This window comes from Cupriavidus sp. DF5525, from assembly GCF_040149425.2.
Taxonomy (GTDB): domain Bacteria; phylum Pseudomonadota; class Gammaproteobacteria; order Burkholderiales; family Burkholderiaceae; genus Cupriavidus; species Cupriavidus pickettii_A.
In genome coordinates this window covers 2,841,053-2,865,712 of sequence record NZ_CP168265.1, presented here as the reverse complement: position 1 = coordinate 2,865,712, position 24,660 = coordinate 2,841,053, and the positions used below count along the sequence as shown (strand labels likewise).

42 protein-coding genes and 1 tRNA gene are annotated in these 24,660 nt (G+C 62.7%); 23 read left to right on the top strand and 20 right to left on the bottom strand.

The window, feature by feature from the left end; translation table 11 throughout:
- Positions 1-431 precede the first annotated feature (431 nt).
- Positions 432-584: a hypothetical protein gene (locus tag ABNX08_RS13485; protein ID WP_022535695.1), complete on the bottom strand. Its 153-nt coding sequence runs from the start codon at positions 582-584 to the stop codon at positions 432-434.
- Between the two features lie 428 nt (positions 585-1,012).
- Here ABNX08_RS13485 and ABNX08_RS13480 point away from each other — a divergent pair, with 428 nt between their 5' ends.
- The 3 genes from ABNX08_RS13480 (at position 1,013) to ABNX08_RS13470 (ending at position 2,415) form a co-directional block, all read left to right on the top strand.
- A complete protein-coding gene (locus ABNX08_RS13480) occupies positions 1,013-1,291 on the top strand; it encodes a hypothetical protein (RefSeq protein WP_022535694.1) in 279 nt (92 codons plus the stop codon).
- Positions 1,292-1,389: 98 nt separating this feature from the next.
- Positions 1,390-1,465 (top strand) — tRNA-His (locus tag ABNX08_RS13475).
- 242 nt (positions 1,466-1,707) lie between these two features.
- Positions 1,708-2,415 carry a YfbU family protein gene (locus ABNX08_RS13470; protein ID WP_349609051.1) on the top strand — a complete coding sequence of 236 codons (708 nt, stop codon included), beginning with the start codon at positions 1,708-1,710 and terminating at the stop codon, positions 2,413-2,415.
- A gap of 23 nt (positions 2,416-2,438) precedes the next feature.
- On the opposite strand, the gene ABNX08_RS13465 is transcribed toward ABNX08_RS13470, so the two are convergent.
- From ABNX08_RS13465 to ABNX08_RS13445, 5 genes are all read right to left on the bottom strand, one after another.
- On the bottom strand, positions 2,439-3,536 hold the full coding sequence (locus ABNX08_RS13465) for a hypothetical protein (RefSeq protein ID WP_349609053.1): 1,098 nt from the start codon (positions 3,534-3,536) through the stop codon (positions 2,439-2,441).
- On the bottom strand, positions 3,533-3,697 hold the full coding sequence (locus ABNX08_RS13460) for a DUF4224 domain-containing protein (protein ID WP_374063608.1): 165 nt from the start codon (positions 3,695-3,697) through the stop codon (positions 3,533-3,535). Before ABNX08_RS13460 ends, ABNX08_RS13465 begins: the two co-directional genes overlap by 4 nt.
- Positions 3,698-3,777: 80 nt before the next feature.
- Positions 3,778-4,233, bottom strand: a complete 456-nt coding sequence (locus ABNX08_RS13455; protein WP_349609057.1) for a hypothetical protein — start codon at positions 4,231-4,233, stop codon at positions 3,778-3,780.
- The gene (locus tag ABNX08_RS13450) at positions 4,230-4,502 is read right to left on the bottom strand and encodes a hypothetical protein (RefSeq protein WP_349609059.1); all 273 of its coding nucleotides are present in this window, start codon (positions 4,500-4,502) and stop codon (positions 4,230-4,232) included. Before ABNX08_RS13450 ends, ABNX08_RS13455 begins: the two co-directional genes overlap by 4 nt.
- Complete coding sequence (locus tag ABNX08_RS13445; RefSeq protein ID WP_349609061.1) at positions 4,499-5,128, bottom strand: hypothetical protein; 630 nt, start codon at positions 5,126-5,128, stop codon at positions 4,499-4,501. Before ABNX08_RS13445 ends, ABNX08_RS13450 begins: the two co-directional genes overlap by 4 nt.
- Here ABNX08_RS13445 and ABNX08_RS13440 point away from each other — a divergent pair.
- Positions 5,127-5,651, top strand: a complete 525-nt coding sequence (locus ABNX08_RS13440) for a hypothetical protein (RefSeq protein ID WP_349609062.1) — start codon at positions 5,127-5,129, stop codon at positions 5,649-5,651. The two genes, ABNX08_RS13445 and ABNX08_RS13440, sit on opposite strands and share 2 nt — an antisense overlap.
- A gap of 26 nt (positions 5,652-5,677) precedes the next feature.
- Here ABNX08_RS13440 and ABNX08_RS13435 read toward each other — a convergent pair whose 3' ends face one another.
- From ABNX08_RS13435 to ABNX08_RS13375, 13 genes are all read right to left on the bottom strand, one after another.
- Positions 5,678-5,989 (bottom strand): hypothetical protein, encoded by a 312-nt coding sequence (locus ABNX08_RS13435; protein WP_349609064.1) that lies wholly within the window; start codon positions 5,987-5,989, stop codon positions 5,678-5,680.
- Positions 5,986-7,659 carry a DNA cytosine methyltransferase gene (locus tag ABNX08_RS13430; protein WP_349609067.1) on the bottom strand — a complete coding sequence of 558 codons (1,674 nt, stop codon included), beginning with the start codon at positions 7,657-7,659 and terminating at the stop codon, positions 5,986-5,988. The genes ABNX08_RS13435 and ABNX08_RS13430 overlap by 4 nt, the downstream gene beginning before the upstream one ends.
- Complete coding sequence (locus tag ABNX08_RS13425) at positions 7,656-8,393, bottom strand: hypothetical protein (RefSeq protein WP_349609069.1); 738 nt, start codon at positions 8,391-8,393, stop codon at positions 7,656-7,658. Before ABNX08_RS13425 ends, ABNX08_RS13430 begins: the two co-directional genes overlap by 4 nt.
- On the bottom strand, positions 8,393-9,079 hold the full coding sequence (locus ABNX08_RS13420; RefSeq protein ID WP_349609071.1) for a hypothetical protein: 687 nt from the start codon (positions 9,077-9,079) through the stop codon (positions 8,393-8,395). Before ABNX08_RS13420 ends, ABNX08_RS13425 begins: the two co-directional genes overlap by 1 nt.
- On the bottom strand, positions 9,076-9,381 hold the full coding sequence (locus ABNX08_RS13415; protein ID WP_349609073.1) for a hypothetical protein: 306 nt from the start codon (positions 9,379-9,381) through the stop codon (positions 9,076-9,078). The genes ABNX08_RS13420 and ABNX08_RS13415 overlap by 4 nt, the downstream gene beginning before the upstream one ends.
- On the bottom strand, positions 9,378-9,614 hold the full coding sequence (locus ABNX08_RS13410; protein WP_349609075.1) for a hypothetical protein: 237 nt from the start codon (positions 9,612-9,614) through the stop codon (positions 9,378-9,380). The genes ABNX08_RS13415 and ABNX08_RS13410 overlap by 4 nt, the downstream gene beginning before the upstream one ends.
- Entirely contained in the window at positions 9,611-9,847 is a 237-nt protein-coding gene (locus ABNX08_RS13405; protein WP_349609077.1) for a hypothetical protein, read from the bottom strand. Before ABNX08_RS13405 ends, ABNX08_RS13410 begins: the two co-directional genes overlap by 4 nt.
- Positions 9,844-10,188 carry a hypothetical protein gene (locus tag ABNX08_RS13400; protein ID WP_349609079.1) on the bottom strand — a complete coding sequence of 115 codons (345 nt, stop codon included), beginning with the start codon at positions 10,186-10,188 and terminating at the stop codon, positions 9,844-9,846. Before ABNX08_RS13400 ends, ABNX08_RS13405 begins: the two co-directional genes overlap by 4 nt.
- Entirely contained in the window at positions 10,185-10,316 is a 132-nt protein-coding gene (locus ABNX08_RS13395; protein WP_349609081.1) for a hypothetical protein, read from the bottom strand. The genes ABNX08_RS13400 and ABNX08_RS13395 overlap by 4 nt, the downstream gene beginning before the upstream one ends.
- A gap of 118 nt (positions 10,317-10,434) precedes the next feature.
- The gene (locus tag ABNX08_RS13390) at positions 10,435-10,989 is read right to left on the bottom strand and encodes a hypothetical protein (protein ID WP_349609083.1); all 555 of its coding nucleotides are present in this window, start codon (positions 10,987-10,989) and stop codon (positions 10,435-10,437) included.
- On the bottom strand, positions 10,986-11,219 hold the full coding sequence (locus ABNX08_RS13385; RefSeq protein WP_349609085.1) for a hypothetical protein: 234 nt from the start codon (positions 11,217-11,219) through the stop codon (positions 10,986-10,988). Before ABNX08_RS13385 ends, ABNX08_RS13390 begins: the two co-directional genes overlap by 4 nt.
- Positions 11,216-11,563 (bottom strand): hypothetical protein, encoded by a 348-nt coding sequence (locus ABNX08_RS13380; protein ID WP_349609087.1) that lies wholly within the window; start codon positions 11,561-11,563, stop codon positions 11,216-11,218. Before ABNX08_RS13380 ends, ABNX08_RS13385 begins: the two co-directional genes overlap by 4 nt.
- Positions 11,564-11,575: 12 nt before the next feature.
- Positions 11,576-11,707 carry a hypothetical protein gene (locus tag ABNX08_RS13375; protein WP_349609089.1) on the bottom strand — a complete coding sequence of 44 codons (132 nt, stop codon included), beginning with the start codon at positions 11,705-11,707 and terminating at the stop codon, positions 11,576-11,578.
- Positions 11,708-11,925: 218 nt separating this feature from the next.
- Between ABNX08_RS13375 and ABNX08_RS13370 the strand changes: the two genes are divergently transcribed.
- Positions 11,926-12,159, top strand: a complete 234-nt coding sequence (locus ABNX08_RS13370) for a hypothetical protein (protein WP_349609091.1) — start codon at positions 11,926-11,928, stop codon at positions 12,157-12,159.
- A 446-nt stretch (positions 12,160-12,605) separates the two neighbouring features.
- Here the strand turns inward: ABNX08_RS13370 and ABNX08_RS13365 are convergent, their stop codons facing one another.
- A complete protein-coding gene (locus ABNX08_RS13365) occupies positions 12,606-13,085 on the bottom strand; it encodes a hypothetical protein (protein ID WP_349609093.1) in 480 nt (159 codons plus the stop codon).
- A 114-nt stretch (positions 13,086-13,199) separates the two neighbouring features.
- Here ABNX08_RS13365 and ABNX08_RS13360 point away from each other — a divergent pair, with 114 nt between their 5' ends.
- From ABNX08_RS13360 to ABNX08_RS13275, 18 genes are all read left to right on the top strand, one after another.
- The gene (locus ABNX08_RS13360) at positions 13,200-13,436 is read left to right on the top strand and encodes a transcriptional regulator (protein ID WP_349609095.1); all 237 of its coding nucleotides are present in this window, start codon (positions 13,200-13,202) and stop codon (positions 13,434-13,436) included.
- A gap of 131 nt (positions 13,437-13,567) precedes the next feature.
- Positions 13,568-13,813, top strand: a complete 246-nt coding sequence (locus ABNX08_RS13355) for a hypothetical protein (protein WP_078196964.1) — start codon at positions 13,568-13,570, stop codon at positions 13,811-13,813.
- Positions 13,814-13,892: 79 nt separating this feature from the next.
- A complete protein-coding gene (locus tag ABNX08_RS13350; RefSeq protein WP_349609097.1) occupies positions 13,893-14,084 on the top strand; it encodes a hypothetical protein in 192 nt (63 codons plus the stop codon).
- A 10-nt stretch (positions 14,085-14,094) separates the two neighbouring features.
- Positions 14,095-15,051, top strand: a complete 957-nt coding sequence (locus ABNX08_RS13345; protein ID WP_349609099.1) for a hypothetical protein — start codon at positions 14,095-14,097, stop codon at positions 15,049-15,051.
- Complete coding sequence (locus ABNX08_RS13340; RefSeq protein ID WP_349609101.1) at positions 15,002-15,715, top strand: hypothetical protein; 714 nt, start codon at positions 15,002-15,004, stop codon at positions 15,713-15,715. Before ABNX08_RS13345 ends, ABNX08_RS13340 begins: the two co-directional genes overlap by 50 nt.
- A gap of 21 nt (positions 15,716-15,736) precedes the next feature.
- Complete coding sequence (locus tag ABNX08_RS13335; RefSeq protein WP_349609103.1) at positions 15,737-16,018, top strand: hypothetical protein; 282 nt, start codon at positions 15,737-15,739, stop codon at positions 16,016-16,018.
- A 7-nt stretch (positions 16,019-16,025) separates the two neighbouring features.
- A complete protein-coding gene (locus ABNX08_RS13330) occupies positions 16,026-16,397 on the top strand; it encodes a hypothetical protein (RefSeq protein WP_349609105.1) in 372 nt (123 codons plus the stop codon).
- Positions 16,394-16,738 (top strand): helix-turn-helix domain-containing protein, encoded by a 345-nt coding sequence (locus ABNX08_RS13325; protein WP_349609106.1) that lies wholly within the window; start codon positions 16,394-16,396, stop codon positions 16,736-16,738. The genes ABNX08_RS13330 and ABNX08_RS13325 overlap by 4 nt, the downstream gene beginning before the upstream one ends.
- 178 nt (positions 16,739-16,916) lie before the next feature.
- Positions 16,917-17,195 (top strand): hypothetical protein, encoded by a 279-nt coding sequence (locus ABNX08_RS13320; protein ID WP_349609108.1) that lies wholly within the window; start codon positions 16,917-16,919, stop codon positions 17,193-17,195.
- A complete protein-coding gene (locus ABNX08_RS13315; protein WP_349609110.1) occupies positions 17,192-17,461 on the top strand; it encodes a hypothetical protein in 270 nt (89 codons plus the stop codon). Before ABNX08_RS13320 ends, ABNX08_RS13315 begins: the two co-directional genes overlap by 4 nt.
- On the top strand, positions 17,458-17,733 hold the full coding sequence (locus tag ABNX08_RS13310) for a hypothetical protein (protein WP_349609112.1): 276 nt from the start codon (positions 17,458-17,460) through the stop codon (positions 17,731-17,733). Before ABNX08_RS13315 ends, ABNX08_RS13310 begins: the two co-directional genes overlap by 4 nt.
- 13 nt (positions 17,734-17,746) lie before the next feature.
- Positions 17,747-19,639, top strand: coding sequence for a hypothetical protein (locus tag ABNX08_RS13305; RefSeq protein ID WP_349609114.1), 1,893 nt, complete (start codon positions 17,747-17,749; stop codon positions 19,637-19,639).
- Between the two features lie 253 nt (positions 19,640-19,892).
- The gene (locus tag ABNX08_RS13300; RefSeq protein WP_349609116.1) at positions 19,893-20,318 is read left to right on the top strand and encodes a hypothetical protein; all 426 of its coding nucleotides are present in this window, start codon (positions 19,893-19,895) and stop codon (positions 20,316-20,318) included.
- Positions 20,308-20,586, top strand: coding sequence for a hypothetical protein (locus ABNX08_RS13295; RefSeq protein ID WP_349609118.1), 279 nt, complete (start codon positions 20,308-20,310; stop codon positions 20,584-20,586). Before ABNX08_RS13300 ends, ABNX08_RS13295 begins: the two co-directional genes overlap by 11 nt.
- Before the next feature lie 270 nt (positions 20,587-20,856).
- Positions 20,857-21,672, top strand: coding sequence for a hypothetical protein (locus ABNX08_RS13290; RefSeq protein WP_349609120.1), 816 nt, complete (start codon positions 20,857-20,859; stop codon positions 21,670-21,672).
- 308 nt (positions 21,673-21,980) lie between these two features.
- Complete coding sequence (locus ABNX08_RS13285; protein ID WP_349609122.1) at positions 21,981-22,355, top strand: terminase small subunit; 375 nt, start codon at positions 21,981-21,983, stop codon at positions 22,353-22,355.
- Positions 22,355-24,355, top strand: coding sequence for a terminase gpA endonuclease subunit (locus ABNX08_RS13280; RefSeq protein ID WP_349609124.1), 2,001 nt, complete (start codon positions 22,355-22,357; stop codon positions 24,353-24,355). Before ABNX08_RS13285 ends, ABNX08_RS13280 begins: the two co-directional genes overlap by 1 nt.
- Positions 24,352-24,660: a Mor transcription activator family protein gene (locus ABNX08_RS13275; RefSeq protein WP_349609126.1), complete on the top strand. Its 309-nt coding sequence runs from the start codon at positions 24,352-24,354 to the stop codon at positions 24,658-24,660. Before ABNX08_RS13280 ends, ABNX08_RS13275 begins: the two co-directional genes overlap by 4 nt.

The following is a 24,660-nucleotide window of genomic DNA, read 5'->3' as shown; positions in this document are numbered from 1 at the left end:
GCTCTAAATCCGAATTGCGGAATTGTGCATGCTTGCCAGAGGGTAGCGCGGGCGGCACCTGAAATGCTCCTCGCCCGGAAACTGGCGTCCGCAAAGGGATTCCCCTAATTCGCCGAGGCAGGGCACTTTCATACACTGTGCCTGCCCTCGAATACAGGGCTTTCTTCAACTGATTATTCAGCCCGCTTCGGCGGGCTTTTTTTTCGTCGGCTTTGTTTGGCGCCGTTCGCCGAGCGCTTCGCGCTCTTCGTTTACCCGAATGGTGCAGTTTGCAGATGACAGGTACATTGCAACTGCCTTCAGGGCATTTGAGATCGCTAAAGTTAAGAGTCCGCGCTGCGGACTCTTTTTTTTGCGCTCAGTATTCCTGCGCCAGACGCAGGGATTTGACGGCAACTGCGCATGAGAGTTTCATCGATCACCCGCTCGCGCTAGCGCGTATGGCTCACGCCGACATCCAGCGTGCCGTATGTCGTAATGCCAGATTCCCGTCCGTCCGTCACGCCGCCGGCGCACCCGCCCAGTGCGGCCACCAATGCCGTCATCGCCACGATTCCCGACATCCGCCAGAACAGCTTTCGCATTCCCACTCCTTCTTGTACTAACGATGGTTGGGCCGTGGCGCCGCCCTGAGGTTCCGGTTCCGCGCATTGCCGGCGCGGAAAGAGCGAGGAGGGAAAAGAGGCAGGCAGTACGCTGGGGAGCGGGCTGCCTGACGGGAAGTCGAGGGGGTCAATGTCCCTCAGGCGAAAGTATCGCTTCGAGCATGTCCGCCAAGAACCCTGCCGAGGTGGGGGCCGCGCCCTCGTCCCGCGATTGCTGATATGCCGCAAGGCGCGGCGCGTCGACCCCTGAGCGGTTCGCCTGCCGGGTTGATGAGCGTGATACGATCATTCGCAGCGCCACAGGCGAAGCGAATTCAAGCACGCGGACCGATGCTGAGGTCGGGGCGCCAGCGAAGTACGCGCTGGCGGCTGAGCGGCACCTCGCACGGTCCGGGAAGGCGGCAAGCGTGGAAAAATCGGACGTGGAAAATGAGGAGCCGTTCGGCGAAGTCTTTAAAGACTTCCGGCTGGTATGGGTCGCCGAGCAGTTGCAGGATGGCAAATGGACCGCTCGCTACTGCTGGCAGCGCGGCACGTCCGACGCCGCCGGCAAGGCGCTCCAGGAAGCGGTGTTGAACGGCAAGTCGCGCCGTCTTCTCGGTCAGTTCGACACCGAGGCCGACACCATCGACGCAATCAAGGAAGCCGTGCTGCTCGAGGCAAAGTGGGTCCCACCCCGGGCGTGACCCTCTCAAAAAAAATTGTGCGGGATACTAGCCATCTCGTAAAACTGTTTGTATAATCTTGTTTTTCGTCGATCAGCGCTTCGCTGATGACCTCTACGGTGGCTGTAGCTCAGTTGGTAGAGTCCAGGATTGTGATTCCTGTCGTCGTGGGTTCGAGTCCCATCAGCCACCCCAAGTATTCATTAGGTTCCAAGGTTAAGGCCCACTGACTTAACCCGATTTTTGGAAGATGATCTTCCAATTTTTGGAACTTGAATTTGAAAAGCCCACCCATTGCGGTGGGCTTTTTGCGTTCCAACTTAAGCACGCAACCTGTGGTCTTCTCCCCACTCCCCCCGAACCTCCGTTGACATTTCCGTTATGTACGGTAGTATTACGTACATGACGTAGTTTCGTCGTATTTCACGGAGGCCGAAATGCCACCCAAGACAGAGCGTTTTGAACTACGGATGGACGAGGACGTTCTTGCTCGCATCGATGATTGGCGGGGAGAACAGGAAGACCTGCCGACGCGATCCGAGGCCGTTAGGCGCCTCGTGGAATTGGGCCTGTCGCGTACAGGCGGCGACCGCGTGAAGTTCAGCGATGGGGAAAAGCTGCTCACGATCATGTTGCGTGACATCTACAAGCATCTGGGAATGAAGAGCGGGGAGATTGACCCCGACTTCGTGTCCGAGGCAATCTGCGGCGGCCACAGCTGGGCACTTAAGTGGAAAATGCACGGGCTCTACCACGACTATGAAGATGAACCGACAGAAGTGCGGTTCGTCGTCAACGTTCTGGACATGTGGAGCTTCGTCGAGATCGGCTATCGGAATCTCGATCAAGACGATCGGGATCGGATTGAGCGGGAGGTTGGTCCCCTAGGCAAGCACGTCGCGTTTCGCGGCTTTGACGGAAACAATGAGGCCTCCTATATGGGAATCGCACTCTTCTTTGTGGAGAAGATGGGCCGGTTCGGCGAGTTCAAGGGGCGGGACATGAATTCGCATGTGCCGATGGTTGGGGCTTACAGGGCGATGCTTCGTGCGTTTGAGCCCATGCGTAAGACCTTGATTGGTGCCAACCTCGGAGCTGATCAGATTATTGCGATTCTCCAGGCACGCAACGCCACCTCAGAGTAGGTCGGCACAGCGAGATTGGTCTGTCAGGCAGTTGGGCGGACCTTTCTCACTCTTCGGCGATCATAGACCTTTGCCACCATCTTTCCGTCGGCGTGGCCGGTGGCGTCCGTGATGCGGTCGTCGCCTTCCTCCATCCGATCGGTGACGGCACTGGGTCGCATGTCGGCCAGGGTGAACGGGCTGAACTGGATGTCGCGTTCAGTGGCAGTCGCCTGGCAGTACCCCATCAGGCGTTTCCAGATCGTGTTCCAGCCGCTGCGGCTGTAGACCTGGCCGGACGAGTTTCCGAACACATAGATGCTGGCCGTGCGCTGCAGTGCCAGTGCTTCATTGATGGCTTGCTGGAGAATGGGCGACCAGCGGACGAGCTTCGTGCGCTGGATTTGGCCTCCCTTTCGCTTGCCAACGGGAACCACGAGCCCCTCCTCGGTCGAGGCCTGCCTAACAAGAGTGCGCATCTCCTCTGGTCGGCTGACAGTCAAGTAGGCCACGTGCACGCATAGCGCGAGTACCAGGTAGCTGCCGCCGCGGGCCCGCCCAATCTCCAGCGCGAGAGCGATCTCATGAGGCTGGACATACTTTTGCCTTGGCCGGGTCGGGTTGTACTTGATGCCGCGGCAGGGGTTGTCCTGCAGTTCGCCCAACCGGCGGCCATACTCGAGTACCGCCGACAGCAGGGCGATCTCCTTGTTGGCCTTGGCCGGTGCCCCGAGTTCTGCGCGCCGATCTAGGTACCGGTAGATGTGGTGCGGCTTGATCGATGCGGGTTTGACCTTGCCGAACACCTTGATGAGGTTTTTGGCCTCAATGCGGTTCTCGGCCAGCGTGATGTCCGCCTTCCGCTTTTCGCTGTCGGCGGGCAGGCGGGTTTGCCATTTGAAGTACTCGCTGATCAGGGCTTCCGTAGTACCTGCCAGCACGAAATTGCCATTCAGCTCGTCGGCGCGCCGCCTTGCTTCCAGGTCGATCTCGGCGACAGCATCAGGTTTGTTGCGCTGGGCAGATAGGCGGAAGGCCCATGTTCCGTTCGGCAGCTTGTACCCATAGCTAACCTTGAACTTCCCCTCGCGCCGGTACAAGCGGAACGGTAGGCCATCAGGGGTCTTTCGGCGGGAAATCATGCGAGCAGTGCTTCGAAGTTTGGTTCGTCTTCGGCGCCATCATTGGCGCTCTGGTTGGCGGTCCCGGTCATGCGGGCCGCGTGGTATGCGCGGCTCACCTGGGGTACACCGGCAATGTTTACCGCGAAGGGCCAGCCATGCTTCGTGAGCCAGCGCTTCATGCAGCTGTGGCTGGTCGGCTGACATCCGACCAGCTCTGCGAGTTCGGCCACCGTGAGATAGGTACCTACGCCGCGGCAGTTCATTCCGTCACCCCGCGCCAGACGTAGTCGCCCTTGTCCTCCAGCATGGCCGGCTCATCGTTGGCGCACGGGCACTCATAGCCGGACAGCTGGTCGGTGACCGGCCGCCAGAAGTTGCGCACCAGGCCGTGCGGCACGTGGTTGTCTTCCTTGGCGTCGATTAGCTCGAATTGCGCCAGGCACCAGAGCGCCTCGGCGCTGGTCGTGCGTCGCGTCCCGCCGCGGCCATCGTTCTTGCTGATGCTCAGGTGGTATTCGGGGCCGAGGTCAGGCTGACCGGGATCGTGCGCCACCTCTACCGCGCTGAACGTGGCAATGCCGGATCCAGGGTGCAACCAGGCCTCGCAAGCGAAGCCCATCGCAGCGGCGCGCATGATAGCTTCGATTTCCGGTCCCGTCTCACGAATCCAGCCTGGGCCGGTCGGGCGCTTGGGTTTGATGATGGATTCGATCATGGGCGCTCCAGCTCTGGCCGTTGCGGCCGCCAGGCGTTGAAGGGGAAGCCGAGCTTGGTGTGGAAGCGTTGAGCGGCCTCGGGGTCGCGGTCCAGCTCGCTGCGTGAATCGATGCCGCACACGGCGCGGACCACGGCGGCCGCGCGCTCGGTGTCGCGTAGCGCGCCGAACTGAGCCCAGGCCGCCGGGTAGCGCTCAGCCAGGAAGCGTCGGAAGTCGGCATTGCCGCCCAGGATCCCCGCGGTGCGGGCTAGGGTGGGGCGGGTCACGGTGCGATCCTCCTAAACTCCACTACCCACACCCATGGATTGGCCTCCCATGCGCCGGCGCCGTTGATGCTGTCCCACAGCGTGCGATAAGAGTCCATCGGGTTCATGCACATCTGGCAGCTCGGGTTGCTGTAGTCAGTCCACCCGTCCAGTTCCGGAGCGATGCCCTCCGCGATGGCGTCGGCCTCGCTGCAGTCACCCAATTTCTCCACCCGCACGCCGGTGATCTCCAGCGTCAGACGGCAGGCCCAGCGCGGCATGTGGATGCTGGGCCTCCAGCCTTGGCGCAGGTTGTCTTCGGCGTCCAGGTACTCGGGGATTGGGCCGCCGTCGGCCGCATACTGGCAGTACTTCGGCGATTTAGCGTCTGCGGGACGATCCTCCCATTCGCCATCCCACATCGGGCCTTGCCAGGTCTCTCGGACCCATAGCCTATCGCCGGGCCGGCCATAACGAGAGTTCGAGAGATCCCCGTTATTGATCTCGCCCGCTAGTTCGTGAGCCGCCAGCATGCAACCGACGCTGATGTCTTTGCACGGCTTCACGATCCGACGCGTCTGAGTCTTCCGGCCGTCCAGAATCGCCCGTACCATAGCGCCAGAAAACAAAATCGGGAGTTCACGCATGGCATGCATCCTTCAGTGGATTGAGTCCCACCAAGCCCTCGCGGGATGGGCGCAAGCCGTCGCGTCGGTTGCTGCTATCTGGTGGGCGGGCCGCACTGGAACGCGACTTCAGCGGTCGGATCGGCTGCATGCTCGGAAGACATTGGCCGGCGCAGTCTTGGAAATTGCCACAGCAGCTCGCCAAATGCTTGGGCACGCGGCCAGCGAGATCAAGGACAGGGAAGCCCTCTACCTGATTGGTGTTGGCGATAAGCACTTCGATCAGCATGGTCTGGGTGAGATTGAGAAAGCAGTCACGGCTATCCCGCTTCATGAGCTGAATACACCCGAACTCGTCAGGTTGGTCCTCATGTTGAGCGGCACCGTGCGCCAATTCCGAGAGAACGTCGAAGCTGCTATTCGCCTCCACAGCAGCATGGATGCAGCTCAGCACGATGCCTTTTTCACCGGGCTCGGTGAAATGTGCGTCGCTTGCGAAGACATCAAGCAACGAATCTCGGCACAACTGGCCGCGATCAAGTAGGCCTTTAGAATGAGTAGGTGAGGCTCTCAAGCTGCCTCCCCAGCAGTAGTAGCCTCCTGGCTCTCGAACATGTCGATGGTGCGGGTGTCGCGCGCGGGCTCAGTCTCTGGCAGCAGGTCTTTCAGGCGCGTCTCGCCGTCGCCGCCATAGGGCAGGCACATCGGGTCCCAGTCGGCCGGCAGTCGGGCCAGGCTCTTGATTTCGCCGTGGACGTCGATGTCCGGATCCCCCTCATCCCAGATGTCGCGGCGGTGGTTGTGAGCGATGGTGAATGCATCCATCTCGCTCTCCGCCATCACCACAGCGATTACGCTCACTTCTACGGTGAAGAGTTTCATGCTGCCTCCCTGATTGCCTTCGATTCTTTGGCCGTCCAGCTGGCCATTTCCGGCACGTTGACCCGAACCAGCGCAGCGGCCATCGGCGGGCTGACGCTGTTGCCGCACATGCGCACTTGGGCGTGCTGAGGCAGGCGGTAGGCTTTCATCTTCCCCATGCACATCAGGGCCTCACGCACGAACGCCAGTAAGGGGTCGGCAGGATCAATCGTCGGCGCGAAGATGTAGGTGCTCGGAAAGCCTTGGGCGCGGTACAGCTCGGGCGGCACGAGCATGCGCATGCCGATGTCGGCGATCTGGTACTGCTCGCCGGCCACCGTCACCAGGCCGAGACGGTCCTTGGTCGGAATGGTGTGCATCGGGTCGCGGCAGTCCTGATCCTGGCCGCCCTCGCTGTAGTACTTCACGAGGAAGGCCCGGACATCGCCGATGTGCGTGCCGCCGGCGGTGATGGTGGGCCCCGGCGCGTCGGTGGGGCTGCCCGTGCATTCGCCGCGGAGCTTCACCAGGTGCGACGAAACCAGCGCGTGGTGATCCTTGGCGGTGATCGTGCTAGCCGGATCGCGCAGGTCTGCGCCGGGCGTTTCGTTTCCGCCGTAGTGCTTGGCGAGGAAGGCGGACACCAGCGCATGCTTGACGCCACCGGCGACAGTGGTGCCCAACGGCTTGTCGAGCCCCGGCGCGCGCGGCGCTTGGCCGGGGCGCTCGCCGTAGCCTGTCTGAATCAGCGTGGCAGACGCTATGGCGAAATGGCCTCCCTTGACCTCCGCGCACTGCGTGCGCAGCGGCTCATCCGTGCGCCAAGAGCGTTCATTCGAAGCGTTTGCGCACTCGGTAATGATCGGCGCCGCGGTGGTGGTAGGAAGCTTCACCGTGAACGGGTCAGCGGCGTCGATCACGTACCGGCGCAGGCCGCGCGCGATTCGGCGCTGCGTGGCTTCGGCCAGCGGCCGGGCGCGCTCGAATATCGAAGGGCAGGGGATCGACCAGTCGATACACTCTGCTGCAGTGCGCCACGGCTTGCGTTGCCTGCCCTTCACCGCGGCGCTGCCTGGCGCGCCGTGTGTCGGCTCCGGCCAGACGATGGGTTTGCCGTCACAGCGGGCAATCAGGAACAGGCGCTTGCGGATCGTCGGCGCGCCGAAATCGCAGGCCCGCAGCTCGCGCCATTCCACGGCGTAGCCCTTCTCCTGCAGCTGGCGCACGAACGAGCGGAACGTGTCGCCCTTGCGCTTCGGGCAGGGGTTTCCATCGGAAAGCACGGGGCCCCACGTCTGGAACTCCTCGACGTTCTCCAAGATGATGACGCGCGGCCGGACCAATGCCGCCCAGCGCATCGCCACCCAGGCTAGGCCCCGGATCTTCTTGTCGCGCGGCTTGCCGCCCTTGGCCTTGCTGAAATGCTTGCAGTCGGGGCTGAACCAGGCGAGGCCCACCGGCCGCCCCTTCACCAGATCAAGCGGATCCACGTCCCACACGCTTTCGCAGTGGTGTTCCGTCTGGGGATGATTCATGGCGTGCATGGCCACGGCCTCGGGGTCGTGGTTGACGGCGATGTCGACGTGCCGGCCGAGGGCCAGCTCGATGCCGCAGCTGGCACCGCCACCGCCGGCGAAGTTGTCGATGATGATTTCGGGTGCGATGTCGAGCAGGAACTGGTCGCGGATCATGCTAGGATGCCTCGCAAAAATGGGGAGGGTCGAAAGTGCACGATCGTGTTTTGCGCTGGAGTGGCGCATTTTTTCTTTTCGGGATGGGGACTCTTGCCTTGGTTGCCACTTCGGTACTTTTTTGGGCCGTGTGGCCAGAGAAATGGCGTGGGGAAGGCGCCGCTGCATGGGTTCAGGCGGTCGGCTCGGTGGTTGCTATCGGCATAGCGGTCTACATCCCTTGGCGTCAGCGGCGAGACTCCGAGAGAGATGCTGAACGTCGTCGGCTTGAGACGAAGCGTGAGCAGCACACACGGCTCACCATCCTTGCGATTGAAGCAGAACACTTCGTTAATTCTCTGGGAGGTGGCTCGGTAGGTGTGCTGAGCGGCAATGTCAATCCTCTTCCACATAATGTCGGTGAAGCTCTCGCTCAACGCCTGGAACTCGTGCAAGACAGAGTTGACGACGTTGACGTCCAAGTAGGGTGCGCCGATCTCCGTCGGAAGCTGCAGCTTCTTCTCAAGGAGATGCAGCCTAGTCTTCATCGACTCCCTGGTGCCCTCACAAGAGCAATGAGGGACGTGACTCAGCACGCAAAGGCATTGCAGCAGCGGGGCGTGGAACAGCGGAAGAGATACGACGAACTCCTTGAGAAGATTTGATCTGGTTTGGCAGCCGAACCAATTAATACGAGCGGGCGATCTGTATGCGCAGATCTCAGCCAGCCGCATCGAGATTGCGGTCGTGTGCATTACGCAACCGCCTTGACGGTAGGTAAAGACTTGGCGCTCATCACTGCGTCGTACTGGCGGATCGCCCAGGCGATGGCGTAACAACACCAGGTGAAGTGGAAGGTGTACTCGGTGAAGTCGTGCTCCCACAGATCCTCGAAGGCGTAGGTGTGGCGCCGGCCGTCTGGCTTGACCGACCAACTGAACTCCTGGGCATGCTGGTATGCGGCATGCTCGCCGTCGTCAAGGTAGCGCAGCACGTCATCATCGACGGCTTCCCACAGTTCACGGCGTTGGTCCTTGGTGAGGCTGTCGCGACCATCACGGATCCAGTTGAGCCGGTATTCGTTGATGACCCGCCTGAATTTCTCCTCGGAGAACTCGGTGGCGCTACCGTTGCGGCGATTGCCGTCCACGGCCTGCAGCTTCTCGGACCAGTAGCCACGGTTGATGTAAAGCTTGCTCGGGTCTTTCCCGTGGAGCCGGTCGGTGCGGAAGAACTCGAACATGTCCCGCAGGCGCGAGAAAACGTAGCAGCCCATATCACCTGAGTAGACCAGATAGCCCGGGTAGGTGATCAAGTCGAAGTGCATGCTCGATGAGTCGGGCCTGCGGAATCGGATGTGGCGGTACACGCCGTCCTCGTGGAGCACAGTCATCTGGTGCTCGGCGACGTCGCGCTCGAAGCGTTCTTGGGTGCAGGTCATGCGAAGTGCCTCCCGTGCAGCTCGTCCAGCTTATCGACTTGGGCGCCGGTGAGCTGCGTCACCTGGCCGGCCTGTGCCTGTTCCGCTAGCTTGCGAACAAAGTCCTGCTCCCACCCGCTAAGGTCGCGGGTGCCAAGCAGGCCTGACAGGCGCTTGATCATGGTGGTGGTGCTGACCAGCTTCATTGCGAGTCCCTCCCCCTCGGTGAGGCGCTTGATAAATCGGTAGTTGGCGTAGGCGCCCAGCGCAGCGATTGCGAAAGCAGACGCAGCCAAGCTGCTAGCGACGATCAGGGAGCTCATTTCGGCTCCTCTGGATGGCCGAGACAGCCGGATTTCGGGTCGAAGTTGTCGCACTTGCCGAAAGGCAGGAACTCGTTGCCGGCGGCCAGGGCATCAAGCAGGTGGTGCTTCGCCTCGTCCGGCGTCATCTGGCGGCCGTCGTCATGGCGGAACATGCCGCGGTATTGGCGCTTGGGCGCGTTGGCGAGGAAGCCTTTGACGTCCAAGCTAATATGAACAATCGCCATGGTCATTCCCCTTTGATGGACGCGGCGAACTGCTCGCGCACGATCACCAGGCGGGCGAGTGCGTCCTGCGCGGCCGGCGAATAGAAGTTCTCGCACTGCAGGACGCCATCGATAGCGGTGACGACCTCCTGCGCCGAGGGAAGCCCAGGCGGGACGGGCGCCTTGCCGACGCGGCTAGCACGCTCGGCAAACGCCTTGTTGTCGGCCGCGGTCTGAGCGCGGTAGCCGGGCATGCTCATGACCGGACCTTGCGCTCGAGCGGCGTCAGGATGACAACCAGACAACGAAGCCCCGGATGCGCGAGGCGGTTGTGTAGGTAGTAGTCGGAAGGGCTGGCGCTCTGAAGACTGAAGCCACTGCGCAGCATCCACTCGAGCGCAGCCACTCGCTGGCTTCCGGTCAACAAAATCGAGTCCCCATGCGCGTGGATGCAATCGGGTTCGATCTCCACGCCGGCGTAGTGTGCGGCGGCCAGGATCTCGCCCAGGGCATCAAGATCCGGGGCTTGTTCGATGATCTTTGCCCGGTCAACTGCTACCTGTACGTCGAAGATTTCGAGAAGGCGTTCGGAGAGCTTCATGCTGCTTTCACCTGGACGTTGCGCGCCCCGCACAGCAGGCCGCGGTTGATTGCGGCGTCATGGGCATCCCACCAGCTGGCGAACGGGCCGGTATAGACGCACTGACGGTTGATGAAGATGCGAAACATCACGACTGCCTCCAAATAGCAGTGGAGGGCGTGTCAGGGTTCAGCCAGGCGTAGAGGCCAGACAGGCCGATGACGCCGAGGGAGATCCCGAACCAGAAGAGGAGGGCGCGCAAGATCTTCACAGGACACTCCCAGCCCATTCGCGTTGCTGCTGCTGATGCTTCTTCAGCGCGGCTTTGTAGCTGGCCTTGGCTTCCTTCTTGGTCGGAGCCCACTCGCCTTTCAGGTTGCTGGTATAGCTGTCCCAGCGACCGCCGCGGTACATCCGGTACTCGCGCACCCGCTTGTAATCCGGCCAACCCGTGTTATCCCGCTCCTCGTAGCTGGTCTCGCAGATGCCGAGGAACGCGGCGAACGAGTCGTAGCATTCGCAGACGTCGCGGTATTTCTCGTACCGTGACTGGGCTTCCGTGAGAACGGGCAGGTCCGGCAGGGACGTGATCGCCAGCACGCGGCCTGCTTCGGTCGTGTAGAAGACGATCGAGTCGCCCGGCAGGAAGCCGGGACGATGCCCACGGATCATCAGACCGGCCGTCTCCAGCTGCTCGAGGTCCGGTATGTCGTGGTGTCCAGGGCTGGCGACGAAGTGGTTGCGGTACGGTTCGCGGCGATGCTCGTTGATGCCCAGCGTGTGCTGCAGCAGCCCGATCTGAGTTGCGGTCGGCGCGTTCATGCCACACCTCCGGCGCGCTTGATGACAGCCTCGCGCTCATGGGCGCGGGTAATGCCCTCGCCATCAACGCCGTCGCGCGCATTGCGCTCGGCCAGCACTGCCTTCTGGTTGACGGAGAGAATCCCGAGGGTGTTCCGGATGATCCGGTGGGCGGCCTGCAGCTCGCGGAGCAGCTCGGTGTTGCAGTTGGCCTGGATCGCTTGGCGGACGGCGGCTTGATCGGCGTTCATGCCACACCTCGCGCCATCAGGACGTCCTGTGCCACCTGGCGGCTGATAGCCAGCAGGGAGGCTTCACGGGTTGCGCAGATTACGGGCTGATCCGCGGCGTCCGCCAAGACGAAGGGGACGTTCTCTTCGATCAGCGCATGCCCGATTGCGTCGACCATGGATATCAGGAAGGAGCCAACGCGGGCGGCATAGGCGGCATCGGATTCGCCAGCGCGCCGGCGGGCGTTCCGCAGGATGAAGAGGTTGCTGAGGTAGAGGAGGGCGTCATCGCCTCCGCAGAAGGATTCGACGTTGCCGCGCGCGAGTTGCGCGGCGATGTCGGCACGGGCTTGTTCGCGGTTCATGGCCGGGCACCTTTACTGAGCGATCGCCAGTGCGGCGGTCAGGGTGCGGGCGATTGAGGCCATGGTCGGCAGAACGGCGCAAACCACGGCGCCGACCACCAGGATGGTGGTGATGCAGGTGAAGAGAAGGGTGCTGGTTCGCATTGCTGACTCCCGTGGCAGGTAGCACTTTGTTCGTGCCGTGAGTCAACAATAGCAAACTGCTATTAGTCGTGCAATAGCAAAATGCGATCTGAAATGTGCGAAAGCGCACGAGCCATGGAAGTGCGTGGCTGTTCACTGCTGAAACATACTTTTGTCTGATATGGCGGAGAGGGAATGCGCGCTAATCTGCCTGGACAACAAGAAACAGGAGAAAGCCCATGCAAGCCATTCTTCGCTTCATGACCAGCTACGGTGCTGCCGTCATCTGTGCAATCTCCGGCTTGGTGCTGGTCTGCATCACCACTGCGGTTGGAGTGGTGGCCCTGACCTACGGCGAGGACCTGTCGGCCGACTGCGTCGGAATTGTGGCCTTTGTAGTGGCCGCCTTTCTGCTGTACATGACGGATCGCAACGTCCGCGCCGAGATTCTCGATATCCGTCGCCAGGCATAATGGAAATGACAGGCGACTATGCCTGTGCCGGGCAGAGCTGCTCGCCCGGCCCCGTAGCGCCTTGCGACTCTAGTGCAAACAAAAAGCCCGCCAATCGGCGGGCTTATGGATTCGGGCGCGACCTCGTCTGCTAGAAGCCGATCTTCTTCAATAAAGTGGCGTCGTACGCGGCGGACTTCGTATACCCCACTTGGGGGGTAGTGCGGAAGTACAACATGGCAATTCGCCGCGTTAGGGTCTGCCCTTAGAGGCGTTCGATCGCTTGCTGTTCCGCCAGGGTTCGGAGCAGCCCTGACGCGCCGGCGGCTTCCAACGGGTTTGTCTTGAATGCGCCGGTCATGGCGAACTCGTACCCGCGGTGTATTGTTCTCGCCGCAAACATGAAGCCACAGAGTTCCCCCGCTGTGGCTTTGCGCAGCAATTCCTGGGCGACCTCGACAGCCTCCCTATCCACCACCAGATTTGTGACGTTTGCCTGCACGATTGACCCCACCTTCGAGCGTGCTCTTCAGCCTTTGTCTTTGTTCTGAGACATTCTCGGCATAAGTGCGTGAGGCAACGGTATCACGTTCCATGGCGTTTTCGGCGAGTGCTGAATTAACCTTTTCTGAATCCAGATCTGCGAGAGCCTTAATTTGGGCGATTGCTACTCGCCTGGTGCCCTCCGACAGCGACTTGAGCAGCTCAATGGCTTCCTGAAGCTCTCCCAATGAGTCGCCTTGCTCGTGGTCGATGCTCCCGTGGGGGAGGCCCAGAGCGTCCTCAATACGGCGAGCCGTGCGACTGCCCATTCCACGCCCGTCAGCCTGATTCTTGATCTGGCTGAGATAGGCGGGCGCAACACCCACTCGCTCAGCGAATGAGGTGATGGTTTGGTCGCCGATCAAGCGTAGGAGGTTGAGACGTCGGATCTCGCTGATATCCATACGGGGCATTACATAGCAATTTGCTACGTACGGGAACACGCAAAATGCTTTTGACTTGCCACTAGCATTTTGCTATCGTAAATCCATCGGTGACCACAGTTCAGTGAGCGCGGGATGGATGCAAAGACTTTCCTGAAGCAGTTTGGCTCGGAGGAGGCCGCCCGCGTGAGCGAAGTGGCGGGGACCAACTACGCCTATTTCAGCCAGATAGCCCATGGGCACCGCCGCCCATCGGTAAAGCTCGCCCAACGACTTGTGCTGGCCTCGGAAGGAAAGCTCGACTTCGTATCGCTCCTGCAGTCCAAGGACCACAAAACAACCGCGGCTGAATCCGCCGCAGCACCTGCGTAAAGACTGAAGCGACCACCGACACGAGTGGTCGCGGGCGGGACTGCCAAGAATGGTAGCGCGCCTGGGTTTGACAAGAGCCTGCGAAATCGATCAGCGGGCAACGGGTTTGGTCCACCAACGGGGATTTCGGGATGACAGACCGGGACGACGGCATGGCGCGCAGCGGACGTAGCAACCTCTTCGGAAAGATGGCGGCCGAGATTCCCAAGGTGAAGGTGCCTTGGGAAACCCGCGAGGCTTTGGAGGCCAGGGCTTGCGAAGTGGGCATGTCGCTCTCCGAGTTCGTTCGCGAGTTGCTGATGATCAGCGCTCACGGCGAGGAAGTTATGAAGAGCATATACGCCGAGCGCATCGGCGTCGTGGCGAGAAAGGGGTGAGAACGGGGTGTGAATGGGGTGTCAAGTCACCCCGATACACACCCCGGCATTTCACGCCAGGCAAAGGGACGGAGAGACAGTGATTCACGAACTTACACCCCGGGAACACGTGCGCGACGCCGGAGCCGAGGCTTTCCGGCGCGGCAGGCACGCGGACGATAACCCGCATGTCCCCGGCACTGACGCGCACCTTGAATGGCTCTCCGGCTACAAGGGCGAGCAATACGGCCAGGCCAGCGCGCCGGTCTCACGCAAGAGCCGCCGCGGCTGAGGTTGCAGACATGGCCCGCATTCGCACCATCAAGCCGGATTTCTGGACCGACGAGAAGATCGTGGAGTTGCCTTTCGAGGCGCGCCTTTTCTTCATCGGCACCTGGAACTTTGCCGACGACAACGGCAACCTGCAGCGCTCAGCCCGCAAGCTGAAGATGCAGATCTTCCCGGCTGATTCGATCGATTGTGAGCCTGTCATTGGGCGGCTGCTGTCCCTTGGCCTGCTCAGTGAGTACTCAGTGAATGGGGACACCTTTCTCCACATCGAGGGCTTCGAGCGACATCAAGTCATCAACCGGAAGTCCAAATCCGCCATTCCGGTTCCTGCTCAACTCACTGAAAACAAGGCGTCTGAGGCTGGCGATTCACTGAATGCTGGTGACGCTAGCCACCCCGACTCCGTGAATGGTGGGGGTACAGGCGCGGACGATTCAGGGAGGTCTCACGGAGGACTCACGGAGGACTCAGTGAGTGATCACGGAGCGATCACGGAGGGCTCACTGACGGAAGGGAAGGGAAGGGAAGGGAATAGGAAGGGAAAGGATAGTGGTAGTTCAATCGTCAGTGGTTCGCGCGCGACGGGGGGTGTGACGATTCCCAACCCGCCGACGAGCGAAGGCCATTGGGCATCGCACTTCCGCGAACGTCACGGCGTCGAGATCGACGTCTGCAGCATCCACGACCGCAAGAAGGCCTGGCCGATCTTTGCCGGCTGGGTCAATGCCGGCCTGACGCTGGATCGCGTCGACGCCGCCGTAACCCAGGCGCGCAAGGAATCCAAGGAACCGATCGCATTCCTGCCGGCGTACGTCGACCGCGTGCTCGCGTCGCAGGCACCCAGCAGCACCACAGGCGACGCCAGAGCGCAGGAGCGCGCCGACGTCCACGCCACCCTCACCGGGAGGAGATCGAGCCATGAACGCACCCCAGAGACCTTCGATGTTGACGCCCGCGTCGTCGGCTGACTGGCCGGCCGGCGCCATCCCTGAGTCCTGGGTGGACAGCCTGTTCGCGCGCATGTCGGGCATGTACGGCTCCAAGTTCGCTGACCTGTGGCGTGGCACGGATCTCCCGTCGGTCCGCCGTCTCTGGGGGAAGGAACTGGCGTCCCTGTCGCGCGATGAGCTGCGCCGCGGCAGCGACGCGCTCCTCGGTCGCCCATTTCCGCCCACGCTGCCCGAGTTCGTGTCGCTCTGCCGGCCCGGCATCAACGTCGACGCCGCCCTCTACGAGGCTGCCCAGCAGTTGCGCTTGCGCGCCGAGGGCAAGGACGAGTGGACCAACCCGGCGATCTACTGGGCAGCCATGAAGGTCGGCGAGTTCGACATGCTGAATCTATCGCATGGCGCCTTGCTTAAGCGGTTCGGCGCCGCGCTGGACACCGTGCTACGACAGGACCAGATCCCTGACGTGCCGGAGCGGCTGGTCGCCTTGCCGGCGCCAGGTCGCGGCCGCGCCAGTCCGGAGCGGGTCGAGGCGGCGATGCGCGAGGTGCGAGCAACGGCCAAGGAGCCCGGGAACAAGCGCTGGGCCGAACGGATTGTGGCGCGCGTCAAGGCCGGCGAGAAGATCGCCCTTGGCGTGCTGAGGATGGCCCAGACAGCGCTTGGCCTGCGGTCTGGCTCTTGATTTGCAGAGGAGGGAGTGGAGATGAAAGTCATTCGCAACCTGATCGCACGCGTGCTGCGCCAGTCGGTCATGCCCGCAACACCTGCCGCCGTGGCCAGGCCGGCGCCTTCGCGCATGGCGCGCGCCTGGGCGGTTGCCTCGGTACCGCGCCGTGCCCGGCCGGCCGCCGCTGCGCCGGTGGCAGACGAGGGCGTATCACCCATGCATGCCGCGATGCTCCTGTCCCTGCTCAGCAGCGAGGGCGATGCGGCGGACGCCGGCTCGTTCGGTTCGTGCTGGGATGTCCCGGCCAGCGTCGAGTGAGGCAGCCATGACCATGACCGTGAGAGAGCAGGTATGCGCGGCATTGCTCAGGGGCGAGAGCGTCAGCGCGACGGAATTTGCGAAGGCAGCCGGCTGCACCGGAGGGGCGGTGGCTGACGTCCTTGGCCGGCTGCAGGCGCTGTCGCTCGTCAAGGCCAAGACGATCAAGCGAGGCAAGTTCTACCTGAAGATCTGGACGGCGACCGACCTGCCAGCCCTGGCCGCATACCGGCCGCTCAGGCCAGGCCAGCACGTCCGCACGGGCACCGACATCGCGCCGCTGATGGAGGCGTGGGGCATGCCACTGAAGGCGCCCAAGCTCCAGCTGCCGGTCTACAAGCACGTCTGCTACGACGAACCGGAGGAAGCAACAGCATGAAAACCACGAGGCAGTACCTGATCGAGGCCCTGCGGCGCGGTGAAGCCGTGGTTGCCTCGCAAATTGCTAATGCGGCGGGGGTGTCCAGGCAGGCCGTGCACATGGAGCTGGTCAAGCTCGAGCGGGCGGGCGCCGTGGTGCGTCGGCGTGGTGTGCGGGGCGAGTGGACGCTTGCAAGCCCGGAAGCACTGCCGGCCGTCGCCGAGCGTGCGGTGGTCGAGAAGCCGCCGCGGGAGACCGGTGGTGCAGCGGCCGAGTTGCTCGCCTTCTTCGGCATCCGCGTGGCGCACATCCAGCTGCCGGCACGCCGCCATCTCCGCTCCGATCGGGTGCCGGCATGAGGGTGCTCTCGTTCCTTGGCGCCATGGCCGCCATGTTCGCCCCCTCGCCGCTCGCCGCCGCCCGCCGACCGCAACCCCAGACCCGCAAGCCGGGCCGACTCACCCAGGCTGACCGTGACGCCATTGCCGCCGCTGAGGCAAAGCGTGAACGGAAGGCCAAGAAGCTGCGGAGGTCAGCATGAAGACTCGTTGCAAAGTGGGAGATCTCGCCTTCATCGTGCGCGACGCCTTCCCCGAGAACGTCGGCCGGGTGGTGCGTGTCGTTGCGCCGCCCCTCTGGCTCGACGACGGCCCAGCCTGGCATTGCAAGGTCGAAGGCGCGCCGCTTCGCGTGCAGGAGCTAGACCGGCCGTGGGAATTCTCCTTCGACACCAAGGGCGACTGCTACGACGCCGACCTGCGCCCGATCAGCGGCGTGCCGGTGCATGACGAACAGCTGGACGAGGTGACGGCATGAACTGCAAACCTGGTGATCTGGCGATCGTAGTGCGGGCTGAGGGCGCGCCTGCTGCGGTGGGGAAGGTCGTTGAGGTGCTCCGCTCTGCGCCGAACGTTAATGGTCTTCCGGCGTGGGTTGTCCAGTTTCAAGGAGTCGGCATCGTCCGCAACAAGAAGTCCGGCGCTCTGACGCTTGGCGTTGATGCGGATTGCCCCGACGCATGGCTGCGCCCAATCAGTGGCGTCCCTCTCCACGACGAAGAGCGAGACGAGGTGACCGTATGAGCTCCACCGCCGCCATCGAGCTGTTGAAGGACAACGCGGTCAAGGTCAATGACGTTGCGCTGGTCAATGCCGCGTGCAAGGTCGAGGACCGAACTTGCCTGGCGCTGTCTTGCGTGGAAGCAGCCGAGGACCTGGTCACGATTGGCGAAATGAAGCCCGCGACGGCCCTCCGCGCTCAGAACTTGCTGAAGGCTGCCGCATGCCTGCTTCGCATGAACATTGGTGGCGAAGACACGGCTTTTGCTACCGGTAACGATTTCCACAAACCATGACATGGGTGACGGCATGACCGAGCAGAACAAGCAAGACGAGGCCGTGGCGCGCACGCCTGCCGCAACCTGGCGAGCCAACGGGGAACCGGACCCGCACGGCGACTACTACGACCGAGAGCGAGCGACGCTGCCCATGGGCAAGCTGACCGACGACGAGTTGGCCAACGGCGCCTTCATGAACTACGACCACCGGCCGAGCCTGGAGGATCTGCTCGCCGGAAAACGGTTCATGCCGATCGTATGGATGACGGCCGTGAAAGACCGCATCCGCTGGCTGTCGCGCGCGCTGGTCAAGGCCCAAGCCGCCAGCGCCGCCCTGGCGCAGGAACCGCAAGGCGAGGCGGTGCCTATCGGGTACATCAACCCTGAGGATCTCGCGAAGCCCATAACTGCGGTGGCGTTGCGCAGGGCGCGGAATAGCATGTGCGGCATATCCATGCCGGTCTACGCCGCCCCGCCGCAAGCCGCTTCCGTGGCGTCGGACGTCTCGCGCTGGATGCGAGTGGACGGAGACTACCTCTACATCAGCCGCTGCAACTGGATCTATCCCAACGCGACCGAGGACCACGCCGGCGAGCGCGACGAGCGCCGTTATGCCGCCGTCGACCACTGCGACGGCGATATGGTGCTGTCGTTCAATGGCGCCTATGGCGATGCGAAGGATCTCGCCACCATGCTTTCCTGGCCTGTCGCTGCCGCTCCTAAGTGTTTCAAGTGCGGCCATGCCGAACATAGTGATTCGTGTGTGAATGTCGCCCCGGGCGCCGGCGCGCAACAGGCGGAGCCGGCGACGCCTCTGTGGATGATCCACATCGAAGGCCCGGACGATTTGGTTGCCGCTCCGACGAAGAAGGAAGCGGAGCGAATCGCCACCGCGATCAATGCTGTCCACGGTAACTGGGCCACCAAGCGTCGCGCCGAGATTGCCGCGTCCGGTGGGAATCCAGATCACTACCCCACGACGCGCGCGGTAGTCGTGCCGTTCGACGGCCCCGCCCAGGATCATGCGGCATCGCTGGCGGCGGACTGGGACGGCTATGTCGAATACGTAGAAGCCCGCGCCATCCTCGCCCAAGCCGCTCCGAGCGCCAGCGCCGCGAAGTGCTTCAAATGCGGCCATCCTGCGCATAGTGATTCGTGCGTGAATGTCGCACCGAGCGCCAGCGCACAGGCGGAGAAATTGCCCGTTGAGTTGCGTGCGGTGGCCGAGACTGTTGCTAAGGGCGACGGCTTCTGGAGGCCGTGCACGGGATGCTACGACACTGAGGACGGCCGCCCGACACAGAAGTACGCGCACAGCGACGTCTTTGGCTGCGAACTGGGCAATGGATGCGGTGAGTGCGGCGGCCTGGGCGCGGTGTGGGATGACACGGACTACGCCGAGATGGCCGAGTTCGTGATGAAGGATGACGTCACCCCTGCGCCGAGCGCCAGCGTGCAACAGGCGGAGCCGGTGGCGAACCACTGTGAGCACGGCAGCCTATGCAAATGGCAAGGCGCACAAGGATGGCTTGCGTGGGGGAAGCCGGAAACCCGCATGAGCGAATGGCGCAAATGGCACGATGAGAAATGCGGCGGCCGGATTTTGCCGCTCTACGCCGTGCCTGCGCCAAGCGTATCGCCTGCTGCGCACATTCGCCCGGCGTATTGCCATTGCGTCAATTGCTCTAGTGAGCGAGCCGCATCGCCTGCCGACCAGGTGGAGGATGCGCGCGATGCGGCGCGGTATCGGTGGATGCGGGACAACCGCAATTCGCTCGAAGCATATCAACGCGACAAAGGCATCCACAACGGAACGTCCTGCTATCAGGTGGTTGGAGGCGTAAGGGAACTGAAGTCGACACGCGAACTTGACGAAGCCATCGACGCCGCCATGAGCGCCACGCCACCTGAAGGGGGCGCATGACGGGCCCATCGATCCACATTCGGGTTTGTGACTGCCTGAACGACTGCGGCGATGACGATGGCATCCGAAGGCTCGAAGCGCGAAAGTGCGAGGCGAGCATTGCTTGGGAGGCCGCGCGCCGAGCCGAAGCCTGGCAAGCATTCGAGACCTGGTTTCGCACGCCAACTTGGCCGACCGATGTCGCGCCGTGCCAGTGGATGGACGAAACGAGCGCCCGGTGTGGGTGGTTCGCTCCGCGCCGGAGGCATGGGGCATGACGACCCGAATTGTCTTCACCATCCTCGGCGAATGTGCCAGCAAGGCCAACAGCCGCAAGATCGTCACGATCAATGGCAGGCCGGCCAGCATCAAATCTGAAAAGGCGCGCAAGTTCGAATATGACGCGCGCCGGCAGATTCCACCGGCGGCGCGCCAGATGCTGGAGGGACCGGTGCGTGTGACGTTGCATTTGTTCTATGCCAGCGAGCGGCCGGACCTGGACGAGTCGGTGCTGCTAGACGTGCTGCAGCCCCGGTACTCGGGGAAGGGCGATAAGCGCGTTGTGGTTCAGCGCGGTGTGATTCTCAATGATAGGCAGGTGCGCGAAAAACATGTCTATCACGGGATCGATCGCGCCAACCCGCGCGCAGAGGTGACGATCGAGGCGATCGACAACCAGGGGGCAGGCTTTGCAAAGTAAGAATAAGAAGGCGCCTACCGTCCGCGAGCACAAGCACATCGAGGTCATCAAGCAGATGCCCTGCGGTGTCTGCGATGAACCTGGGCCGTCTGATGCCCATGAGCTGAATCAAGGCCAGTGGTTCACGTCCATCCCGCTGTGTCGAAGCTGCCATATGTCCGATTTTAACGGCATCCATGGGCAACAACGGATATGGAAGGTGCTCAAGAAGGATGAGCTATCCGTACTCAATGAAACGATCAGCAAGGTGATGTATGGCGGCGGCTGACGCTGGCTGGAATTGACGGTTTTGCAACGGGGAACAAAGTGAAAGCACCGGGGAATCTTTCGCTCTGCCACGCCGAATCTGGGGCGCGTGCACGCGCGCCTCAACCTGTGTCTCCTCCCACGATGTGGGCTTTGCCTGTCCGAGGCAACTCGGCGGGCTTTTTCTTTTCGAGGTGATGACGATGTACGTATGGATTCTGGTCTCTGTGGTCATCGGCATCATGGTCTGTGTCTGGCTCGACGTGCGGCCTGTGCCGCGGGTGGGCTGACGATGGCCGACAAGCTGAGCATGAGTGGTAATGCAGCCGCTGTGATACGTGACATCGACCGGCTGATGAACCGCGATCTGCCGTTCGCCAGCGTCGTTGCCCTCACGCAGACAGGACGCAAGATCCGCGACGCTGAGCGTACCGAGATCCAGCGTGCCTTTGACAGGCCCACCCGATACACCATCAACAGTGTGTACCTGACGCCCGCCACGCCGGCCAAGCCCGAAGCTGTGGTGGGCCTCAAGTCGGACACGAGCAAGGGCACGCCTGCTGTGAAGTACCTGGCCCCCGAGGTGTCAGGCGGGGGGCGGGGCTGGAAGCGCTTCGAGAAGGCGCTGCAGCGTATCGGCGCCATGCTCCCAGACGAGTATGCAATCCCGGCGGCCGGGGCCAAGCTGGACGCCTACGGCAACATGAGCCGCGCCCAGATCATCCAGATCCTCAGTTATCTCCGGGCCTTCGGCGAGCAGGGCTATCGCGCAAACGCCACGGACAAGAGCCGCGCGCGGCGTCAGCGCACAGGGCGCAGTGAGAATGGGTTCAAGACGATCAACGGCGTGGCCTACTTCGTGGCCCGGCGCGGGCACCGTATCGGCGCGCGCAGCTGGATGCACGGGCGCATGCAGACCCTGCCATCTGGTGTCTATGCCAAGCGTGGCATTCACGGCAGCGACATCGTGCCGGTGCTCGTGTTCGTGCGTGCGCCAGCCTACCAGCCGCGCTTCCGCTTCTTTGAGGTGGCAGACAAGATCGCCCGCACCGAGTTCGAGGGCGAGCTGACGCGTGCCCTGGCCAAGTACTCGAGGGCCTTTCGATGACTGCGATCGGTCCGGTCTCGGCCAGTGCCAGCGCCTTGGGCGTCGCCGCCCGGCGCCTGCCCGGCTGCTGCACAGGTCTGATGCGCGCCGTCAAAAGTGACGAAAGGTACTCCCGAGAGGCGCCCTGTAAGGGTAATTCGAGCCTCGCGCGCGCTCTAGTCACGACGCGGCTCTAGGGGGGTTATGTGATAAATCTCGACGCGAAGATGAGGCAAGCAGAGTTCGCTGGCCTGGTCGGCATCAGCCAGCCAGCGGTCAGTAGCCTCGTTGCGCGCGGGATCCTGGTAGCTGGCATGACCGGTCGACAGATGCTGCTCGCCTATTGCAGCCACCTCCGCGAGACTGCCGCCGGTCGCGCTTCGGAAGAGGAGGGTCTGGACCTGGTCACCGAGCGTGCGCGCCTGGCGAAAGAGCAGGCTGACCGCATTGCCTTGCAGAACGAGGTCACTCGGCGCGAGCTGGCGCCGGTTCATCTGATCGAACAGGTTCTGTCGCAGGCTGGCGCGCGCGTGGCCGGGATCCTTGAAGCAATACCCGGCATGCTCAAGCGGCGGCTGCCGAGTCTGTCCGCCGACGATGTGGAGTTGATCACCCGGGAGGTGGCGAAGGCGCGCAATATCGCCGCCGCCGTGACGCTGGATGACCTGGGCATCGAAGCGCCCGACGAAGAGGAGCCTGCCTGATGCTGGCGCCTCAGTATCGCCCCATCATTGCGCACCACCTCGGCCGGGGCCTGGCAGGGTTCGGCACGCCAGAGCCGATGACGCTCGAGGAATGGGCGGCCGCGCACTTCTACCTGTCGGCCGAGTCCTCCTATGTCGAGCAGGCCTGGAGTGCATGGCCCTTCCAGCGCGCCATCCTCGCCTGCATCAGCAATGACTCCATTCGGGAGGTTGACCTGCAGAAGTCGGCGCGCGTGGGGTACACGAAGATGATCCTCGCCGCGGTGGGCTATTTCGCGCATCACCGGCGCCGGAACCAGGCGCTCTGGCAGCCGGCCGATGATGACCGCGACGAGTTCGTCAAGACCGAGCTGGAGCCGATGCTGCGTGATGTGGCGGTGATGCGGGAAATCTTCCCGGCCTTCCTCGCCAGGCATAAGGACAACACGCTGCAGGCCAAGAAGTTTCTGGGCTCCATGCTCCATCTGCGCGGCGGGAAGGCGGCGAAGAACTACCGCCGGATCTCGGTCGACGTGGCCTACCTCGACGAGCTCGATGCCTTCGACAGCGATGTCGAGAAGGAGGGGGACCCCGTCACGCTGGCAGCCAAGCGTACCGAGGGCGCTACCTTCCCGAAGTTGGTGTGCGGCTCTACCCCCAAGCTCAAGGGCCTGTCGCTGATCGAGCGCCGGGTGGAGCTTGCCGAGAAACGGTTCCGGTACCACATCGCCTGCCCGGAATGCGACACCTTCCACCCGATCACCTGGGGCGGGAAGGAAGAAGCGCACGGCTTCAAGTGGACGAACGATGACCCGGAGACCGTGCGCCACCTGTGCCCGCATTGCGGCGCGCTGATCCAGCAGGCCGACTACTTGCGTGTGTGGGAGCAGGGTCGGTACCAGTCGGATGACGGCACCACCATCAGCCACGATGGTGTGTTTCGCAATGCGAAGGGCAAGGTGGTACGGCCACCGCGCCACGTCGCCTTTGTCGGGGTGTGGACCGCTTATAGCCCAGCCGTGGCTTGGGCCGATATCGTGCGCGAGTTCCTGGCGGCGAACGAGAAGGCTCAGACAGGCGACATGTCGAAGCTGAAGGCCTTCGTCAACACCACCCGAGGAGAGGCCTGGGAGCAGGAGGTCGAGCGCACGGACGTGGATGAGATCAAGCAGCGCGCAGAGCCCTATGCGCTGCGGTGGGTGCCGCTAGGAGGCCTGCTGTTGCTGGCGGGGGTGGATACGCAGGACAACCGGCTGGAGGTGGTGGTGTGGGCCTATGGCCGCGGCTGCGAGAAATGGGTGGTCGACCACCAGGTCTTCTTTGGAAACCCGGCGCAGGACAAGGTGTGGGACGACCTGACGGAATACCTCTTCGACACCCCATTCACCCACGAGTCAGGCGCGACTCTCTATATAGAGGGCGCGGCCATCGACTCCCGCGGTCACAATACGCATGCGGTCTATGCCTATGCAGCCAAGTATGCCCGCCGTAAGGTGTTTGCCGTTGCCGGTCGGCCTGGCCGGGAGAAGCACATCAAGGACGGCGTGGCCAAAGTGGACATCGACTGGCGCGGCCGCGTGAAGCGCAACGGCGTGCAGCTCTGGCACGTTGGCACAAACCACGCCAAGGATCTGATCTACAACCGGCTGCACATTCCCCGTCCGGGTCCCGGTTACATGCACTTCTCGCATGAGCTGTCGGACGAGTTTTTCCGCCAGATGGCCGGCGAGCAGCGCACCACGAAAATGACGGCCAGGGGCGAAGAGTCCAAATGGTCGGCCACCCGGAAGCGGGTCGAGGCTTGGGATTGCACGGTCTATGCCGTCTGGTTGGAAACCCACCTTGACCTGGCTCGCAAGGCGGCGAAGTACTGGGATCAGTTGGAACAACGCCTACGGTCACAGCCAGCCGGCTCATCGGCGCGCGCGGCGACGCCTTCGGTAGCGGCCGCGCCGGCAGCACCTCGACCACCCGCCAGAAGAACTTCCATTGCCTCGGACGACTGGAGCAGCCGCCTATGAGCGACACCCCGAAGAACGACAACACCCAGCAGTCCGACACCGCCATCGATCTGACCGGCGCGCTGACCACCATCGTGCTCAAGGAAATCACGCCCATCGAAAGGCTCGCCAAACCATTCGTCGAGGCGCTGGAGCGCGGTCTGCGCCAGCTTCTGGGCGGACAGGAGGTCTATATCCCGGCGCCAGACCGGCGGGAACGGGATGAGGCCATCCGCGCCGCCTTCAATGGCCGGAATCGCGATGAGGTTTGCCGGCAATTCGGGATCAGCAAAACCACCTTCTACGAGGTGATCAACCGGACCTAG